Genomic DNA, 16951 nt, shown 5'->3' on the forward strand with positions numbered 1-16951 from the left:
TCGCTGAACGATTATTTCATTAGAGGGAAGTGAGAAGGATGCAATTTTTTTACACCGTTCGTCCCGGTGATACGTTGTATCGGATAGCTAGACGATGGGAACTACCAGTCGAATCCGTGATTGCCGCAAACAATTTGATGCCTCCATATACGATTTTTATCGGCCAACAGCTGTCAATTCCACCAGGCGTTAATGCATATCGCGTGCAGCCGGGCGATTCGGTCAATCAGATTTCTCAAATGTATGGAGTGCCGTCATCCGTGATCATTGAAGCGAACCGGCTTCAGCCCCCTTACACCCTACAGACCGGTCAGCTGCTGAATATTCCGCCCGGTGTCCCTTACTATGTCGTGCAACCTGGCGATACGCTGTTTCAGATAGCAAGGCGTTATAACGTGACAACGGGAGGACAAAGTCAGCACGAGCTGATCCGGCAGGTTAATCAACTTCCATCCTCTATTATTTTTCCAGGGATGAGATTAATTATTCCTTACGCTCCTCCGGGTGACCGGGGACTCATTGCCTATACATCGAATCGCGGCGGACATGATGATATTTGGTTATACAATCCTCAAAATGGAACGAACGTGCAGCTAACAAACGAATTAGGGGATTCTTTCTCGAAACCGGTGTGGTCGCCAGACAGCGGTAAAATCGCTTTCGTAGGAAAGAACAGAATTCTCTACGTCATTTCAATCAATACCGGATCTATAGCCCGTATTGATCAGTTGGAAGAAGAAGCGCAATCTCATTTAGATTGGTCGCCGGACAGCCAGCGATTAGCCTATGTAAAGCGAGATCAGATTATATTGTATAACGTCACGCTGCACGAAGCGAAAAGCATTAGGCAGCCTGGTGCATCCGATGTCGGGTGGTTTCCAAACGGTGAGGAACTGCTGTTTCAAGCACCAGATGCATCAGGCATAAGCCAGCTATTCCGTATGCGAACAGATGGAACGGGTAAACAGCCCATCACAAGAAATACAGACGGTCCTCTCCATAATGCCCGTCTATCTTCCAATGGCACGTTTGCGCTTTATACAACGCCTGGTGCGAGTATTTCTATTATTCACACCGTGGAGCTTTCAACAGGCCATGTGTTTGAAGTGAAAGGAGGTCCGCTCGCCAAAAATTACTTCCCGGAATGGTCTCCTAACTCTTCGCAAATTGCTTACAGCGCGACCGCTTTTGATGACAGAGGAACTTTCTCGCAGATCCGAACCGTGGGACGCCGAGGAGAAAATGATCGGATAGGGGCGATCTCCCATTGCTTTGCGACACCTGTTACTTGGTCACCAAGTGGAAGAAAAATCGCTTACCTTTCCGGCTGCAAGGAACAGGAGTTTGCCAATGAGATGTGGATGCTCGATCTCCATCACCCTGTCCCCATTCGCCTCATCGAAGGCGTGAGGATCATGTCGCTGCAGTGGTCACCTTTGCCGATTTTGGATGTACCGAGAAAGACCTATACGAACCCGATTTACAACGTTCAATTCCGCTATCCGTCGCACTGGCAAAAAGTAAACGATGAAAGATATGAAGGGGCTGACGGCTTTTTTCAAATTTCAGCCATTTCCGCGGGTCAAAATATGGAGGAAGTATGCCAGAATGAAGCGTTCCATCGTTTAATGCCTTATGGCTCCACACCCCGTATCGTTCATACGCAAATTCAAAACGAAGAGGCATGCACCATTTTTCCTTCTGCCGACCAACCCGCTGAAATGAAGGGCCAGGCAGCTTTGATTGTCAAGTATCCAAAGCCGGTTGACATCGGAGGGGCAACGTACAATTACTTTATCTTATGGGCAGACAAGGAGCATCTTCCTGAAATCGCGGAAACATTGATTTTTTTACCGTGAGAGCGCTGGCATAGGACAATTTTGGGAAACGTTCATCCATCGTTCATGATTTCTGTTGCACATACGAAACAGCCAACCTGATTCCAGGCTGGCTGTTTGTTTTTCGATATCTATCTAATTTGCGATAAAAAGAATGATGAATTCTTTATCACTTCTTCGCCTTCCGTAGTTGTTGTACTGATGGTTGTTGTGGATCATCTTCTCCGCAAACTGTAATAACAGAGTTATCTCCGCTTTTTACGGCTAAACAAACAAAAATACATAATCTAATGCAGCATAAGGACATTATGTTGTATTAAAAAGCCCACATATTTAAAATATGTGGGCTCAAACCGTTGGTCCTTTCCGACAGCTTTTTTATAAATCCAGTTCAGGCGCTCGTGTTGCCTCTATATTTATGAGAATGAGGATGAGAACCGTTAACGGTCGTTACCCCCTGAAAAGTATGATAATGTCCCCCATTAGGCAATGGAATAGCAGGACCAGTCAATCCTCGGATTTCATGTTCGTGTCCATCATCAAATGAAGTAACCGTAAAGTATTGATGAGTATGGGGTACTCCGGTAGGTGCAGGTTCCGTTGTTCCAGCATAATAATGATGATGTCCTGCATCAAAAGAGGTCACTCCTGAAAAATGGTGGACATGGACGGGTATGGGCCGGCCATTCCATGTCGTAATATACAAGTGGTGAGAATGGCCGGAATCTGAATTTGAATCGTCTGAGTGCATAATCAAACCAGTAACCGGTATTTCCATATGTGTTTTTCGCCACCTTTCTTATCCTTCTTCTACACTTTATGAAAGTAAGAGCCATGAATTCCTCCCAATTAAAATAGATGAGGTAGGTGATTTCTCTTATAAGTATGTGAAAAAGAGATACATCGAAATGGAAGAAATTTTTCCGTTAAGGTTTCTGCTATTCTCTTCCTTCTCATAAATATTGATTTACAGGGGACGGACGATATAAGCATCTATTTGGTTAAAATAAAGGATGTGAATCTAATGGATTTTGTTCATGCCCAGGAATCACTTACGGCTATTCAATGGGCCTTAAGAGCAGTCGTTGCTTTTTTCTTTTTGCTTTTTACAGCTAAAATAATGGGACAGCGGTCCATTGCTCAGTTAAGACTGCTCGATTTTATTATGGCGATATTAATTGGAAACATTATTGCCCATCCTTTGTCGGATGAACAATTAGGACTAAAGGGATCTATGATAACGATGACAGTCTTAGTACTTTTATACATAGCGGGTGTGTTTGTAAGTTTGAGATGGGTCAAATTAAGATTCTGGCTCGAACCATCCCCTTATCCGCTCATAAAAAATGGACAAATCCTCTATAAAAACTTGAAGAAAGCAAGAATATCCATCGATTTTCTGTTATCAGAGTTAAGGAAAGGTAAAATGGAAGATGTTCAAAAGGTAGCTCTCGCATTATGGGAACCGGGTGGCTCCATTTCGTTTTTTCTAAATCCTCAGCATGAAGCCCTCACACCTGCTGATATGAAATTGGTAACAAAACCATTTTCTCTTCCTCGGACGATTATTAAAAAAGGAAAAATAAACATCGATGAATTAAATAAAAGCGGGAAGGACGAAATTTGGTGAAAAACAAACTGGAGGTAACAGCCAATGCGAAAATAAAGGATGTTTTATTAGCGACCATTGATCATGCCGATAATATGCAAATCTTTTTATATAAATAAGAAAGAAGTGCAGCCAGACATATCATCATAAAAGTCAAAATAAAGATGGAACAAAATCATTCTTGCTTTTGTTCCATTTTCTAATACTTGAGAAACAAAAAAGTCGATATATTATTGCTGTCTTGATGTTTATCTGAAAAAAATGAATTGATGATATCCCGTTTGATCAGGTTATGTTTAATAAATGACGGGCATTCATTGTCAATATTGAAGTTGCAGGAGCTTTTATTCTAGTACCACTTATACTGGTCATCTTAAAAATCATAGTGAGAATGACCATTTCCATCTCACTTGCGATTACATTTATTTTCATCTATGCAATAAGAATAATTAAATCCCCACCATATCCACAAGGTGGGGATTATTTTATGTTTACTAAGATTTGGACAAATGCTGAAAACCACCTGTGTATTAGCCGTTCCGATCTTTAATCTTATTCGTAGATTATAAGAGAAAGGAGGAAGATTAATGAGTTGTTATAAAAAACGCAGATGTGAAATATGTAATTGTGAGGAATGTTGTTGTAAATGTTATGGCCTACCAGGCCCACCAGGTCCACGGGGAAGAGCAGGAGAAGACGGTGAACGAGGAAGAAGAGGACTAGCAGGACCACAGGGACTTCAAGGGGTACAAGGAGAACAAGGGGAAACAGGAGCAACAGGGCCTCAGGGACCTCAAGGGGTACAAGGAGAACAAGGGGAAACAGGAGCAGCAGGGCCTCAGGGACCTCAAGGGATACAAGGAGAACAAGGAGAACAAGGAGAACAAGGGGAAACAGGAGCAACAGGGCCTCAGGGACCTCAAGGGGTACAAGGAGAACAAGGGGAAACAGGAGCAACAGGGCCTCAGGGACCTCAAGGGGTACAAGGAGAACAAGGGGAACAAGGGGAAACAGGAGCAGCAGGGCCTCAGGGACCTCAAGGGATACAAGGAGAACAAGGGGAACAAGGGGAACAAGGGGAAACAGGAGCAACAGGGCCTCAGGGGGTACAAGGAGAACAAGGGGAAACAGGAGCAACAGGGCCTCAGGGGGTACAAGGAGAACAAGGGGAAACAGGAGCAACAGGGCCTCAGGGACCTCAGGGGGTACAAGGAGAACAAGGGGAAACAGGAGCAACAGGGCCTCAGGGACCTCAAGGGATACAAGGAGAACAAGGGGAAACAGGAGCAACAGGAGCAACAGGCGCTACTGGACCAGGAAGTATGACGGTTTATTTAGCAACTGACCAATCAATTCCAAGTACTCAATTCCTTGGCCTTGGTAATGCTTCAAATGATTCATTACGAAATTCAATAGTCATACCACAGAACGCAACCATTACAAGGTTAGTTTTTAATAGCCGAGTGGTACCGGCCAATCCTGTAACAGCTACGATATTTATAAGACGGGGGTGTGGTAGTAATTTTGCTGCTACGCCTGTCACTGTAACTGTAACACCACCTGCTTGTTGTGGAATATCAGATCCGAGTCTTACTTTCAATGTTCTCCAATGCGATCTGTTAACTGTACAAGTTAACACTGGTGGTGGGGCTTTATCTTCAGGTGCAACTGTAACAGTCTTCTTTACTTTCTAAAAAGAGTTGTAAAGTAGTTTTAAACTTTCAGTATTTTAAAATAGTCGTGTTTCGACACGACTATTTTTTTATATTCCTTATTTAGGAAATGATGTACTTATTCCTTTTTCTGGCTACCTGTGAAATGAAAGCAGATAATTTATCTTTTAAGAAACAAAAACAGGGATTGTACTCACCATATTTTCTCTTTTTTCATAGGTTAAAATTAGAAAATCATGGCATTAATCGATAAACGGAACAAACATTTAGGTATAACTCTAAAATAGAAGGGGGTTATTAAAATTGTGAGTAAAAATAAAATAAAATCAGAACCATCAAAGGAACCTGTAAAAAAAATTTGCCTCTGCATGATTGTAAAAAATGAAGCAAAAATAATCCAAAGATGCTTAGACTCGGCTAAGCCTATTATTGATTTCATCTCAATTTGTGATACTGGCTCCAGTGATCAGACACCAGAAATTATTGAAAAATGGGGCGAAGAAAATAACATCCCTGTTACAATGGATTATGAAACTTTTAAGAATTTTGGATTTAATCGAAGTTTAGCTGTATCGTTGGCTCAAGAGACATATCCTGAGTCAGATTATTTGCTGTTGCTCGATGCTGATATGATCTTAGAAGTAGATTCTGAATTTGATAAGAGTAGCTTATTCGAAGATCAGTATCTAACCATGCAGTATAATGGTAAAATTAAATATTGGTTAACTCGTCTCCTAAAGACATCCTTACCTTGGAAATCGGTTAGAGTGACACACGAATATTGGGACATTGATTATTCAAGATTGAATACTGAACAATATCATAACTTTAATACAACGGGAAAATTAGATAGCCTTGTAGTTAATGATCAGGAAGATGGCGGAAGTAAGACTGACAAATTTGAAAGAGATAAACGTTTATTGCTTGAAGGGATCCAGAGTGGGGAGTGAAATATCCTGTAGTTTTCTAATATGCCCGTGAATGGCTTTATATCAAGCATTAAAGGGAATTTTTAAAATTAACATGAACTGTAGTATTCGATAATTTTCGATAGTGTGTGACCACGATGTGACCAGCGTGTGACTATTATTTTGTGAAAAATTAAGTCCTATTTTATTGCGTTTAATAAGTTTGTGAGATGTGATAGTATATGCCGAAATTTAAATATTTTGAAAAATCCTAGGGGTATTCACACTTGGGTATTTTTATTGATCTGGTAGCTTTATCTGCAAAAAGTTAATTACAAAAACATACGTTTAATATAGTGTGTTTGGGTGGTTTTTTGCAATGTCACATTATGCTAACAAGGAAAATCTCTGAAAAAGAACGAGCTGCCGGAAGCGCAAAAGGATGCATAAGGGAGATTTTGCCTCAAAATTTAGGATGGTAAATGGCGTTATGGTGGGTAATTACGGAAATTGTAAAATTGCCTTGTTTAACTAAATGGCAGGTTTGTTTAAGAAGGAGTATTATACGATACTTTTTCTGAGTTAAATAATACAAGCTCTACTAATGGTGATGAGAGCTTGTATTATTTCAGTAGTTATCTTGATTATTTAGTTAAATCGTTCCTATCCTGCATTTGAGGTGGCTCTTCAAGCCAACCATTATTCGCCATGATTTTTCCACCCTCATGCCCATAAGTAAATATGTCTTTTGCTGGCCCTCTTTTGGTATAAAATAGCGACGCAATTAGAAAAACCAAAAGAAAATTGGGGATTGCTCAATCATGCATGCTGGACTTGGCTGCCTCATCTGCAACTTTGTTTATGTTATTCGCGTTTAGGGGAGTACGAACTTGCTTTTAAACATAATGAAATTGCACGGCAATATGTTCCTCATCATGCGAGTGTTTTACACAATAAAAATTTTTTAGAGTCTACTCGCAAATTATAAAAGTCAAAATAAAGATGGAACAAAATCATTCTTGCTTTTGTTCCATCAATTAAAAAGTAGAGGCGTTATTTTGTCAGTTCTACTAGCCAGTTTTTAAAATCGACTAACCGATGGTGCTTAGGTGCCTGATCTGTTCCAGCGATAATTAAAGGTACCTCAGAATCTGCTTTGTGTAAGGATCCGTGAGCTGCTCCCCCTGCATGATTCGGGCTATGTGTGCCAACAAATTCATACCCGGGTTTTGCATCCACAATGATATATTGGCCTTCGTGTGAATGAAGTGCTCCATATAGTCTGGCAAGGGCATCAGGGTAGTCATCGTAGTTGATTTCATTTTGTTCATTGATCGACAAATCCAAAATGGACCTATCGCCATTTATATTCCAGGATTGTCCATATTTATCTTTATAAGGACCGTTTGGTGAAAAGGTAAATGGTTGATCCGATCCTTTCGCCAGTACATAGCCGATATGGTTCCTTTTCCACGCAATGAAACCAATTCGGGCATCCGTTTTTAATTTCGATGTAATGTCAGATAGCTCAATCCTTTCATCTTGTCTATAAATGTATGCCATCCGTTCATTGACAGCTAAAGCCAGTTCCTTCTTAGACGGTTCATCTGGATTCCAAAAAGTATATTCATCCAGTAACGTGTTTAAATCAATGAGTGCCTTATTGCGATCCTTTATAACAGCAGATTGGCCGCTGTCGCCTTGTACAACCCAAATGGCTTTTTGAATCGCTTCCTCCCATGATGAATAGCTGTTCAAAATTGTCTGAAGCTGCTTATCCACTTCTTCAATCCCTTTTTGCTCTTTTGGTCCGTGTTCATGAACTTGCTGATCTAAGTTTGGGAAATAGGCGAGAGTGAAAGCAGGCAATTGCTCTTTTTGAATGAAGTATGTCAACTCATTTGCCGTGAATTGATTATTGATGCCCATTGATTGCCACACATAATTATACCGGTCATTTTTCGGATTGTATTGCGACAGGCTGCCCATGGATAGAAGGGCCGGTCCGTTTATTTCTATATTGTGTGGCAAAAGATTCATCCCTGAAAGAAGGGTTGGAACATGTAAACGATGGGCATAATCTCCACGATACATCAGACCATTTATAGAAGCGGATTGAATGTGACTTTTCGCCAGTTCTTCGTAAATGGTAGGCGTATTTTTGTTTAAATGCGTCTCGTTTAACTCGATCAGGCCATCTGTTATCACATTTTTTAGGCCAACGTTCCACATTTCGCTTATTCCGCCTCCATAACTAATGAGGCGGTTTTCATCTTGTTTAAACCAGCTAAGCCCTGGAATCTTATGCTGATCAGCGTAAGTACCCGTTAAAAGAGTACTATCGATGGTTACAGACATCGTCGGGTAAGAGCTAACCACATTAGGAAGATACTGTCCATGTTTCATTAAAAATTTGAGTGCGGGCGCTTTCCCCTCATCCATTGCTTTTCTCAACGGCTGATCCATGAGTGAATCAATGACTAATACGACTACTGGTTTGGGAGCTGCCGTGATGGAAATGTTATGTAGATCTTTTGCGGGCGTCATCAACAAATACCAGCCTAGACCAGCGATAAACAAAAAGAAAATAAGAACGGACACGAATATTTTGCGTATCATGACGTCAACCTTTCCTTGATGAATATCGTTAGTATGGATAAAAAGAGGAAGGGGGATACTTAATTAAAAAAATAAAAACTTATAGACCGGCCTTGATACAGGCCGTGTCTATAAGCTAGGCTGTTTTAATTTGATTTATTACTGTTCTGATTGGTTACACTTTGTTTGATATTGTTCGTTGTTTGATTTGATGAACGCTGTTGAGAAGCTTGGTTATTCATCATCCCTTGAAGGGGCTGTGCCATTTTTTGTGCGGTCTGTCCCATCATCATTCCCGATGCAGCCTGTGGAACTTGTTGGGCTATGGACCCAGTCATTCCCTGCGCAGCCTGTGGAACTTGTTGAGCTGCGGATCCGGTCATGGAACTCATAATGGTTTGCAGGAGCGGCTGGAAAGTTCCATTGCGCAATCCTCTTGCTATTCCAAAAATAGCCGCACCTATTGCACCTAGTGATAACATAGAGCTGAGCATGCCGTTTCGATTATTCACTAAACATCCTCCTTCATCTTCTTATTTTGAAAAAGCTTTTTTATTATGTGAAAGAAGGCCGTAATTATTCTGGGTTTATTTTCTTCGTTTTGTATGACTTCTTGTTTTATTTTTATTGGTCAGATAAAGGAGGAAAATGAAGATTTTTCAAAGAATGCAGAAAACATGAAAACGGTCTTTACTAACATAAGCATTGATCATCATACCAATAAACAAATGAAAATGAATTGGCAAGGAAATGTGGTTCAACAATCGTTAAAATAATTTTATGAAAAAAGCAGAACTCTTTTTTGAAATAATGCTTTTTTCATGAAAGGGAAGATATTTAAAAGATATAACAAACAGCAATAATTTTGAAAAGGTTGGCAAACCCACCCAACTTTTTTCTGTTTAATAATGGATCTATGAAGTCTAAAATAAGTGCAATAAGAAGTTCTTTTTTTAAAATAATTATTACTTGTGTTAGGAACGTATATTCGATTATAGGGGCTTTATAAAGTATGGAGAGAACGGCCCTTCTGTTTGTGGCACATTCCTATCAAAATACTCTGCATCTCCTATGGTGGCGGCCTTATAAGAAAACGTCAATGGCTAATGAAAGGAAGAGAAAGACAGTCATGGCACATCCCAATGCAATGCTTTTTCTTCTCTGTTCAGGACTGGATTTCTGGAGTGCGTACCGGAAATAAAGAAAGGCACCGGCCGTAATAATGAGAAATTCTATTAGGATGCTTGCGGGAACCGATTCCCATAGGCTAAAACCGAGAAGCGGAAAATCACCTGCATTTCCAGGGAGAATGGGCATATCAGGGCGATGAACAATTACATCAAGAATCCAGTGACTGAATACGACGGCTCCCGTACTAACTCCTGCTTTTTTGCCCCAAAATTGCCCAGCAAGATACGCTGCTGTTATGGCAAGCAAGAGTGCCCCGACGAAGGAATGAGTATAGAACGCATAAATCATCATGCTGGCATAGCCGCCATCGCCTAAAGGCTTGATCGTCTCTACTCCAGCTAAATGAAAGGGGATAAACGCGATATCAAGCAATTGTGAGCTGACCAGCAGCGACCAAAGCGGCAGCTCGGGGGTTTTCCTTTTCACTGCGGCGGCGATTCCAAAGTGTCCAGCAAACATACAATGACCTCCCTGAGAACTTTCTGTATTTACTAATAAACGAAGCATGATCATTATAGCGTGGAAATAGGGAGGACATTTCTAAAGAATTGTAAAGTTTTAAGGATAGAGATAGATAATGAAATAGAGTGGGTCAAATACATCCATTTTTTTACGTCCTTTTGGTGAATGTGTGCGTATTTTATACAGACGCAGTAACAATTAGAGCAATGACATTGAAAGTGCCATGAATAATGATGCCAGGAAGAACGGAATGAGTCTTTTCGTATGTCCAAGCAAAGATTAAACCACAGACGAAAACGATTGGTAGAACATTAAATGTTGGGAGATGAACAATCATGAAAATGACAGCACTCACCGTTATTCCTGCTGTCATTCCATAATGAGTTCTAAGCCATCGATAAAGGAAACCCCGATATAAAATCTCTTCATAAACAGGTGAAATCATACTTGCTGACACCAAGGCAATCAGGAAATGGATTGGTGTTAATTGAGACTGAATACTTTCCGTTTTGCTATTTTCATATCCCACCCCTAATAGATCCATGACTATAACGATTGTGATACTGATGATCATTAAAACGAACGTCCAGCCCGCGACAGATCTCCAATATCTTATTTGAAACCTATTGACCCCTACTTCCTTCCAGGTGAGAAGTTTTGGCTTTAAAGCGATGAAATAGATCGCAAAAAGAAAGATGATGGACATAATAAGCCCAACGAGTGTTCCAGCGTACAAATCGTTTTGGAATAAGTTTGATAAGAAACTCCCCAATAAAAATTCGATGAAAAATGGGACAAATACGAACACAAGGACAAGAAGTTGAACGAATTCCTTCCATGACCATGGCGTATGCTTAAAAAACATCTCTTTCGTATTCAAGATAACTCTCTCCTTAATATGTGATATATTCAGTCTAAAAGGTTACGTAGCGTCACCTGCAAGTCCTTTTTAAGGAGGAATTTTCTTTGAACTATTATTCGACAGGTGAAGTATCAAAAAAGTTAAATACTTCGGTACGATCTTTACGGTACTACGATCAAATCGGTTTAATCACGCCTTCATGTAAAAAAGAAAATGGGACGAGATATTACAACGATGATGACCTTCTTACGATCGAAAAAATTACTATTTTAAAAAAACTTGATTTGCCATTGAAAAATATTGAAAAAGTGTTATCTAAAGTGACGATTGAACAGTTGTTAAACGTCCACAGAAGTTCATTGAAACAAAAAATTGAAGATCTTGAAGCAGCCGCATTGCATACAAATACACTGCTTAATATACTGAAAATGGAAGGGGCGTTAAATTGGGAACAGCTCATCCCTTTGATTAAAAGAGAGAAGAAAAAGGAATGGGACCATTTCTTTGATGAAAAAGAACAAGCGATTCTCTTTACTCGTCTTCCTAAACTGGAAGATGATGAACGGCAAATAAACAAATGGATCAATCTGATGAGGAGAATTGAAATTTGTTTAGAGAAAAAAGAAAGCCCAAGCTCAGAAGAAGGCCAAATCATTGCTGCGGATGTTCTTGTATTGACTGATGAAACATTTGGCGGAGATCGAGCGTTACAAGAGAAGTTTTGGAATGTGCGAAGATCAGCGGAGGCATCAGAAGCACTAAATCTATATCCTATTAGAGAAGAAGCGATAGTGTTTTTAGAAGAAGCAATTGATCTCTTTGAAAATAAGTAAAACGTTCAAGCCGTTCTTCTACTGCCGTTTAAAAACGGGTCGCTCTATTCTCTTTCTTAAACTGCTCCAGACAGTTTTTACATAGGCACGTTTTTCGTAATGAATGGGGCGATACAAGATCAAAAATCTCTTTTGGAAAAACTTCTTCGTTGCACCAGCATCTTCCTAATGATTGATCTTTAGAATGGCCACAATGATTGTTTTTGCCACAAAGTGGACAGTTCTCAAATTCATTAGTTCCTGCCTTCATGTGTAATCACCACCTCTATTTTAATTAGATAATTAATAATTAATTGTACCATGGTGTGAGGCTATCCATACATGAGAATAATGAGGGTCTGTCATGTTTTTTCAATGGAGGCACTTTTCACCCGCTTTAGCACACTAAATTTTCGGTTTAGTGTGCTATAAAGGGCTAATGCCGCTTCAGAAGCTGCTCTTCTGTATACACTACATTATGGGTCAGTGATGGCCCCCTCACATATTTCTACATCCGGTCAGGCAACGGATGTAGTTTTTTTGTCTGTCGCTCTTATGTGCTACTCCCTGATCATGAAGCCGATAAGCTTTTGCTTTGGCATCTTCGCATGGGGAATGAAAGGAAAATATTCGTTTTGTTTTTGAATACTCGGGTATACATAGCTGTGTAAAGTCGTGATTGTCGCTTTTAAAAATATGCAAACGTTATAAGCTGGCGGTCATGCATGTAAATAATAGATAAAGGAGTTGTATCATGTGAATAAATTAACATTGGACGTAGCCAAAAAACTAATCAAAGCTTCTGAGAAAGAAGCGAAAAAACTGAATGTTGCGATGGTGATTACGGTTTTAGATGACGGAGGGAATTTAATTGCCTCTCATCGAATGGATGATGCCTGGCTTGCAAGTATTGATATTTCACAAAATAAAGCATGGACAGCGGTCGCTTTAAAAACGAAGACGGAAGAATTAGAAGAAGTCACCGTACCGAAAACGGAGCTGTACGGATTAAATACAACCAATGACGGGAGAATCGTTGTATTTGGCGGAGGCATTCCTTTAAAAGTGAATGAAAAGGTGATTGGGGCTGTAGGGGTGAGCGGAAGTTCTGTTGACAATGACACACAAGTCGCAAAAGCGGCCGTGAACGCATTTGAAGAAATCATCAGTGCCTAAATATCAAAATAAAAGAGTAAAAATACATTCTGTTTTCGTTTGTATGCACCGAGCATAGGAGCAGCCACATTCATTTTGCAAGTGAATATGAATGCCGGAAGCGGGAAAGCTATCGGTGGTTCTATACTTGAAAGGGGATGAAGAAAATGGTTAAGCGGAAAGCGGAAAGAAATGCTGTGGAAAAATACGCTAAAACGCCAAAGAAAAACATTCAAGAAGCAGATTATACGGTGGAATTTTCTGATGGAGAAGATCCAATGAAAGGCGCAAACCGTAACTCTAAGCAAGGCCGAAAAGGCAGAGGCAATTGATGTAAAAAAAGTTGGATTCACGTGTAAAACGTGTAAATCTGATTGCTTAAGTACATTGCAGGGCTGTCGACAAAGTCGGCAGCCCTTTTATCTGAATCTTTACAGTATATTTTTCGACACTATTTGATAATAAAGTGCGTACTTTATTATCTGAACATTAGAACATATAATGACTGTAGCATCATGTTAGGAAAAAACTACATAAATAGGAGTGTCACACATGACGAACGTATTGAGCCAAACACCAGGAATCCAAGTATTTAAAGCAGCAGATTTAGACAAAACATTTCCAAAGCTGGATGTGGGTACGATTATCAACCAACCGGGAGTAAACAGTAAAATTGTTGATGTACCGGTTACAGAAACGCCAAATCCACTTACAATTGGCTTCTTCTCCATGCAGCCAGGCGAATCATTTGAATTCTTATATGAAGTTGTCGAATATAAAGTTGTTACAAAAGGTAAATTTGTTATGCGTGATCTAGAAGGCAACCGATATGAAGCAGAAGCAGGAGATGTTGTCCTCTTCACGCCGAATGTACCTGTTATTTTTGATGGTGAAAGTGATGGAGAAGCGATCTACACAGCACACCGTCCAGCTGATGCTTCGTTTATGTAAGAAGTAAAGAGGCAAATAGATAGAAGCAATCGGCGATTTCACCGATTGCTTCTTTTTATTTGGTGTTTTTCTTTTTAGCGGCATTTTCCAGTTTGGTTTTTGGTTCTTCAGCGAATTCCGTGTCTCCGTATCCTTGAGGAGTTACACTAGGAGCTTTCTTGCCTCTATTGCTTTTTTTGCTATTCCCCATTTTTCTCACCCCCATCTAAATACCACATCAATTGTTTTGAGCTCGTAATTGTAGTATCCCCAAAAGAAATAAATATAATCCTCTTATTATGCACTGAAGAGGGCAGTATCCCTTGTTAACACCGTTACCCATTACAAAAATAATTTGTTAGATAATTCATTTAATCACGTTAAATTTGATCCATAAACACGTATAGTGAACATTCAAAGATTATTTATTTCTTTAAAATTTTAGAAAGGTATTATATGATAAGTATCGTAAGTTTTACCAAGTTAAGAAATATTGGGTTTTTTATACAGAAGAATGAAAATTGAATATGTAATTTAAAAGTGCCCGAAGCGTCATGCTCGGGATAATAGGGAAATCGGTGAAAGTCCGATGCAGCCCCCGCTACTGTAACGCTGATGAAATTGTCAAACCACTGGTGCAAACTGGGAAGGGACAAGAGTAAAATGAAGCGAAAGCCAGGAGACCTGCTTTTAAATGTGAACGATACTTTTCGGAGGGAAAGGTTGAGGCTATTAAGCGTGTGGACTGGTATTTTTTTGCTATTTCATTCAATTAAAGACGCTTCTTAAACCTTGACTCTTTAGAGTGAAGGTTTTTTTTATTTCCCTCCAACCATCAGGAGGAAAAAATGACAACTTGGAATTTAGAAGGGACAAGATCCCACCTGTTACTTTGCAATGGAAGTAGTTGTATGAGAAAGGGCGGCGAAGAAGTAACGCAAGCCGTTCGTGATGAAATTAGTTTACTAGGATTAGATGAAGAGGTTCATACGACAAGAACTCGTTGTAACGGAAGATGTAAAGATGCTTGTGTTGTCATCGCTTATCCAGAAGGTACTTGGTATCGAGTGGATTCACCTGAAATTGGCCGCCAAATTGTTCGGGATATGCACGAACCTATTCTTGAAACGCATAAAGTGTATCAATTTGTGAATGGAGAAATGTCGCCTAATCCAGCTGCTTCTGCTCTTGTAGGGATATCAAAGAAAAAATAAAATCCTGTTACAAATAATGAAAGGAGATGTTTGTGTGGAACAAAAAGGGAAATTATTTGTTGTTGGATTTGGTCCAGGTGACTTTAAACATATTACGACGCGGGCTGTGGAGGCGCTTCAAGAAAGTGATTTCATTATTGGGTACAAAACGTATGTGGAACTGATTCAAGACTTATTGACAGATCAAACGGTGATCAGTACGGGAATGACCGAAGAAGTATCGAGAGCACAAGAAGCAGTAAAACAAGCGGAGAATGGCAAGAAAGTGGCGGTCATTTCAAGTGGTGATGCAGGGGTTTATGGAATGGCAGGTCTTGTGTATGAGGTGTTGATTGAAAAGGGCTGGAAAGAAGCAACAGGTGTTGAAATTGAAATTATTCCGGGCATTTCAGCGATTAACTCTTGTGCATCGTTGCTGGGTGCACCTATTATGCATGATTCTTGTACAATCAGCCTTAGTGATCACTTAACACCGTGGGATCTGATTACGAAACGGGTTGAAGCAGCGGCACAGGCCGATTTTGTCATTGCGCTTTATAATCCACGCAGTGGTCGGCGAACAAGACAAATTGTTGAAACACAGAGAATTCTACTTAAATATCGTTCACCAGAAACGCCAGTAGGGCTAGTGAAAAGTGCATATCGTGAGCGCCAGGATATTGTGATGACGAATTTAGCGGAAATGTTAAACCATGATATTGGTATGCTTACAACCGTTATAATTGGGAATTCATCGACATTCTTATATGACAATAAAATGATTACGCCTCGTGGCTATCAAAGAAAGTATACGCTGAATGCAGAAAAGCAACCATTGAAACCGCATCAACGATTACAAAAAGAGGCAGAACCATGGGCGATGGATCAAGAAACGGGCTTGACACAAGGCTCTTATGAAGAAGCGGCTGTCGGTTTGTTGACGAAAGCACCTGAGCCAGGGAAAAAGAGTACATCTTTTGAAATAGCGATGGAAGCTTTATCGAGAGTGTCCGGTCAAAGTGCTGCGCAGTCTATCACTCCACCATTAGTTCAACAAAAAATGGAATCGTTGTTTGAACTAGCTGTCAGTCCGGGTGTGGCGAATAAGCAATTTACACCAAAGCAAATGATGATGCTCGCGGAAGTCGTTGGCGAAAAAGGAACGATGGAATACACGCCGAATCATAAAATTATTTTAAAGATACCTACAACTGAACCAGATAGAATAACAGAAAAGTTGCAATCAGTCGGCTTCTTGCTGTCTCCGATCGGTGATGTTGTCACGTTGAAAGCATGCGACTTCTGTGATGGTGAAAAAGCAGAATCGATTCCTTACGCGGATGAACTGCAGCATGCGCTTGGCGGAATCGAGATGCCGAAGGAGCTGAACATCGGGTTTAACGGATGCGGCATGGCTTGTTATACGGCAGTGAGTGATGATATTGGAATCGTCTTTCGTAAAGGGAAATTTGATTTATTTTTAGGAGCAAAGCCGGTCGGTCGAACCGCTCATCCGGGCCAGCCAGTTGAGGAAGGAATCGAGCCAGATCGTCTCGTCGAAATCATTACGAATATTGTGGAGGAATACAAACAAAACGCGCATCCAAATGAACGACTATTTAAATATTTCAAGCGAGTGAAAAAGATTCAAGGCTATCAATATCAAGATATGGCGCCAAAAATTAAAATAGAGCCAGCACCGTGCGGAGATTAATAAAGA

At 40.2% G+C, this 16951-nt stretch carries 14 protein-coding genes, 5 pseudogenes and 1 riboswitch; of the genes and pseudogenes, 11 read left to right on the plus strand and 8 right to left on the minus strand.

Going from position 1 to position 16951, the window contains the following annotated elements; all coding sequences use genetic code 11:
* Positions 1 to 38 precede the first annotated feature (38 nt).
* Complete coding sequence (locus ACZYRN_RS03065) at positions 39 to 1859, plus strand: LysM peptidoglycan-binding domain-containing protein (protein ID WP_488910016.1); 1821 nt, start codon at positions 39 to 41, stop codon at positions 1857 to 1859.
* Between the two features lie 370 nt (positions 1860 to 2229).
* Here ACZYRN_RS03065 and ACZYRN_RS03070 read toward each other — a convergent pair whose 3' ends face one another.
* Positions 2230 to 2616 (minus strand): YmaF family protein, encoded by a 387-nt coding sequence (locus ACZYRN_RS03070; RefSeq protein ID WP_488910017.1) that lies wholly within the window; start codon positions 2614 to 2616, stop codon positions 2230 to 2232.
* 246 nt (positions 2617 to 2862) lie between these two features.
* Between ACZYRN_RS03070 and ACZYRN_RS03075 the strand changes: the two are divergent.
* The 4 pseudogenes from ACZYRN_RS03075 to ACZYRN_RS03090 all read left to right on the plus strand — a co-directional run.
* Positions 2863 to 3566 (plus strand): annotated as a pseudogene (locus ACZYRN_RS03075) (DUF421 domain-containing protein).
* 146 nt (positions 3567 to 3712) lie between these two features.
* Positions 3713 to 3874: pseudogene (locus ACZYRN_RS03080) on the plus strand (sulfite exporter TauE/SafE family protein); the annotation flags it as partial.
* 226 nt (positions 3875 to 4100) lie between these two features.
* Positions 4101 to 4760 (plus strand): annotated as a pseudogene (locus tag ACZYRN_RS03085) (collagen-like domain-containing protein); the annotation flags it as partial.
* Positions 4761 to 5425: 665 nt separating this feature from the next.
* Positions 5426 to 6067 (plus strand): annotated as a pseudogene (locus ACZYRN_RS03090) (glycosyltransferase); the annotation flags it as partial.
* A gap of 605 nt (positions 6068 to 6672) precedes the next feature.
* On the opposite strand, the pseudogene ACZYRN_RS03095 reads toward ACZYRN_RS03090, so the two are convergent.
* From ACZYRN_RS03095 to ACZYRN_RS03115, 5 genes and pseudogenes are all read right to left on the minus strand, one after another.
* Positions 6673 to 6780, minus strand: a pseudogene (locus tag ACZYRN_RS03095) (DUF3231 family protein); the annotation flags it as partial.
* 301 nt (positions 6781 to 7081) lie between these two features.
* Positions 7082 to 8647 carry an alkaline phosphatase family protein gene (locus ACZYRN_RS03100; protein ID WP_488910018.1) on the minus strand — a complete coding sequence of 522 codons (1566 nt, stop codon included), beginning with the start codon at positions 8645 to 8647 and terminating at the stop codon, positions 7082 to 7084.
* Between the two features lie 125 nt (positions 8648 to 8772).
* Positions 8773 to 9138, minus strand: coding sequence for a hypothetical protein (locus ACZYRN_RS03105; protein WP_488910019.1), 366 nt, complete (start codon positions 9136 to 9138; stop codon positions 8773 to 8775).
* Positions 9139 to 9709: 571 nt separating this feature from the next.
* Positions 9710 to 10276, minus strand: a complete 567-nt coding sequence (locus ACZYRN_RS03110) for a permease (RefSeq protein ID WP_488910020.1) — start codon at positions 10274 to 10276, stop codon at positions 9710 to 9712.
* 181 nt (positions 10277 to 10457) lie between these two features.
* Positions 10458 to 11159, minus strand: a complete 702-nt coding sequence (locus ACZYRN_RS03115; protein WP_488910021.1) for a CPBP family intramembrane glutamic endopeptidase — start codon at positions 11157 to 11159, stop codon at positions 10458 to 10460.
* 86 nt (positions 11160 to 11245) lie between these two features.
* On the opposite strand from ACZYRN_RS03115, the gene ACZYRN_RS03120 reads away from it, so the two are divergent.
* Entirely contained in the window at positions 11246 to 11974 is a 729-nt protein-coding gene (locus tag ACZYRN_RS03120) for a MerR family transcriptional regulator (RefSeq protein ID WP_488910023.1), read from the plus strand.
* Positions 11975 to 12002: 28 nt separating this feature from the next.
* Here the strand turns inward: ACZYRN_RS03120 and ACZYRN_RS03125 are convergent, their stop codons facing one another.
* On the minus strand, positions 12003 to 12224 hold the full coding sequence (locus ACZYRN_RS03125) for a cysteine-rich CWC family protein (protein WP_488910024.1): 222 nt from the start codon (positions 12222 to 12224) through the stop codon (positions 12003 to 12005).
* Between the two features lie 485 nt (positions 12225 to 12709).
* Between ACZYRN_RS03125 and ACZYRN_RS03130 the strand changes: the two genes are divergently transcribed.
* The 3 genes from ACZYRN_RS03130 (at position 12710) to ACZYRN_RS03140 (ending at position 14059) form a co-directional block, all read left to right on the plus strand.
* Positions 12710 to 13129, plus strand: coding sequence for a GlcG/HbpS family heme-binding protein (locus tag ACZYRN_RS03130; RefSeq protein ID WP_488910025.1), 420 nt, complete (start codon positions 12710 to 12712; stop codon positions 13127 to 13129).
* Between the two features lie 146 nt (positions 13130 to 13275).
* Positions 13276 to 13440 (plus strand): hypothetical protein, encoded by a 165-nt coding sequence (locus ACZYRN_RS03135; protein WP_488910026.1) that lies wholly within the window; start codon positions 13276 to 13278, stop codon positions 13438 to 13440.
* A 220-nt stretch (positions 13441 to 13660) separates the two neighbouring features.
* A complete protein-coding gene (locus ACZYRN_RS03140) occupies positions 13661 to 14059 on the plus strand; it encodes a cupin domain-containing protein (protein ID WP_488910027.1) in 399 nt (132 codons plus the stop codon).
* Positions 14060 to 14114: 55 nt separating this feature from the next.
* Here the strand turns inward: ACZYRN_RS03140 and sspL are convergent, their stop codons facing one another.
* Positions 14115 to 14249, minus strand: coding sequence for a small, acid-soluble spore protein L (sspL, locus tag ACZYRN_RS03145; protein ID WP_488910028.1), 135 nt, complete (start codon positions 14247 to 14249; stop codon positions 14115 to 14117).
* A gap of 310 nt (positions 14250 to 14559) precedes the next feature.
* A riboswitch (cobalamin riboswitch) is annotated at positions 14560 to 14744 on the plus strand.
* A 142-nt stretch (positions 14745 to 14886) separates the two neighbouring features.
* Here sspL and ACZYRN_RS03150 point away from each other — a divergent pair.
* Together ACZYRN_RS03150 and cobJ are read left to right on the plus strand one after the other, a co-directional pair.
* Positions 14887 to 15252, plus strand: coding sequence for a (2Fe-2S) ferredoxin domain-containing protein (locus ACZYRN_RS03150; RefSeq protein WP_488910029.1), 366 nt, complete (start codon positions 14887 to 14889; stop codon positions 15250 to 15252).
* 16 nt (positions 15253 to 15268) lie between these two features.
* Positions 15269 to 16945: a precorrin-3B C(17)-methyltransferase gene (gene cobJ / locus ACZYRN_RS03155; protein ID WP_488910030.1), complete on the plus strand. Its 1677-nt coding sequence runs from the start codon at positions 15269 to 15271 to the stop codon at positions 16943 to 16945.
* Positions 16946 to 16951: the final 6 nt, after the last annotated feature.

Source organism: Domibacillus sp. F004, from assembly GCF_057814295.1.

Coding starts and splice junctions, on each gene's coding strand:
- ACZYRN_RS03135 (WP_488910026.1), top strand. CDS start 13,276: ATGGTTAAGCGGAAAGCGGAAAGAAATGCTGTGGAAAAATACGCTAAA.
- ACZYRN_RS03140 (WP_488910027.1), top strand. CDS start 13,661: ATGACGAACGTATTGAGCCAAACACCAGGAATCCAAGTATTTAAAGCA.
- cobJ (WP_488910030.1), top strand. CDS start 15,269: ATGAAAGGAGATGTTTGTGTGGAACAAAAAGGGAAATTATTTGTTGTT.
- ACZYRN_RS03150 (WP_488910029.1), top strand. CDS start 14,887: ATGACAACTTGGAATTTAGAAGGGACAAGATCCCACCTGTTACTTTGC.
- ACZYRN_RS03110 (WP_488910020.1), bottom strand. CDS start 10,276: ATGTTTGCTGGACACTTTGGAATCGCCGCCGCAGTGAAAAGGAAAACC.
- ACZYRN_RS03065 (WP_488910016.1), top strand. CDS start 39: ATGCAATTTTTTTACACCGTTCGTCCCGGTGATACGTTGTATCGGATA.
- ACZYRN_RS03125 (WP_488910024.1), bottom strand. CDS start 12,224: ATGAAGGCAGGAACTAATGAATTTGAGAACTGTCCACTTTGTGGCAAA.
- ACZYRN_RS03100 (WP_488910018.1), bottom strand. CDS start 8,647: ATGATACGCAAAATATTCGTGTCCGTTCTTATTTTCTTTTTGTTTATC.
- sspL (WP_488910028.1), bottom strand. CDS start 14,249: ATGGGGAATAGCAAAAAAAGCAATAGAGGCAAGAAAGCTCCTAGTGTA.
- ACZYRN_RS03070 (WP_488910017.1), bottom strand. CDS start 2,616: ATGGAAATACCGGTTACTGGTTTGATTATGCACTCAGACGATTCAAAT.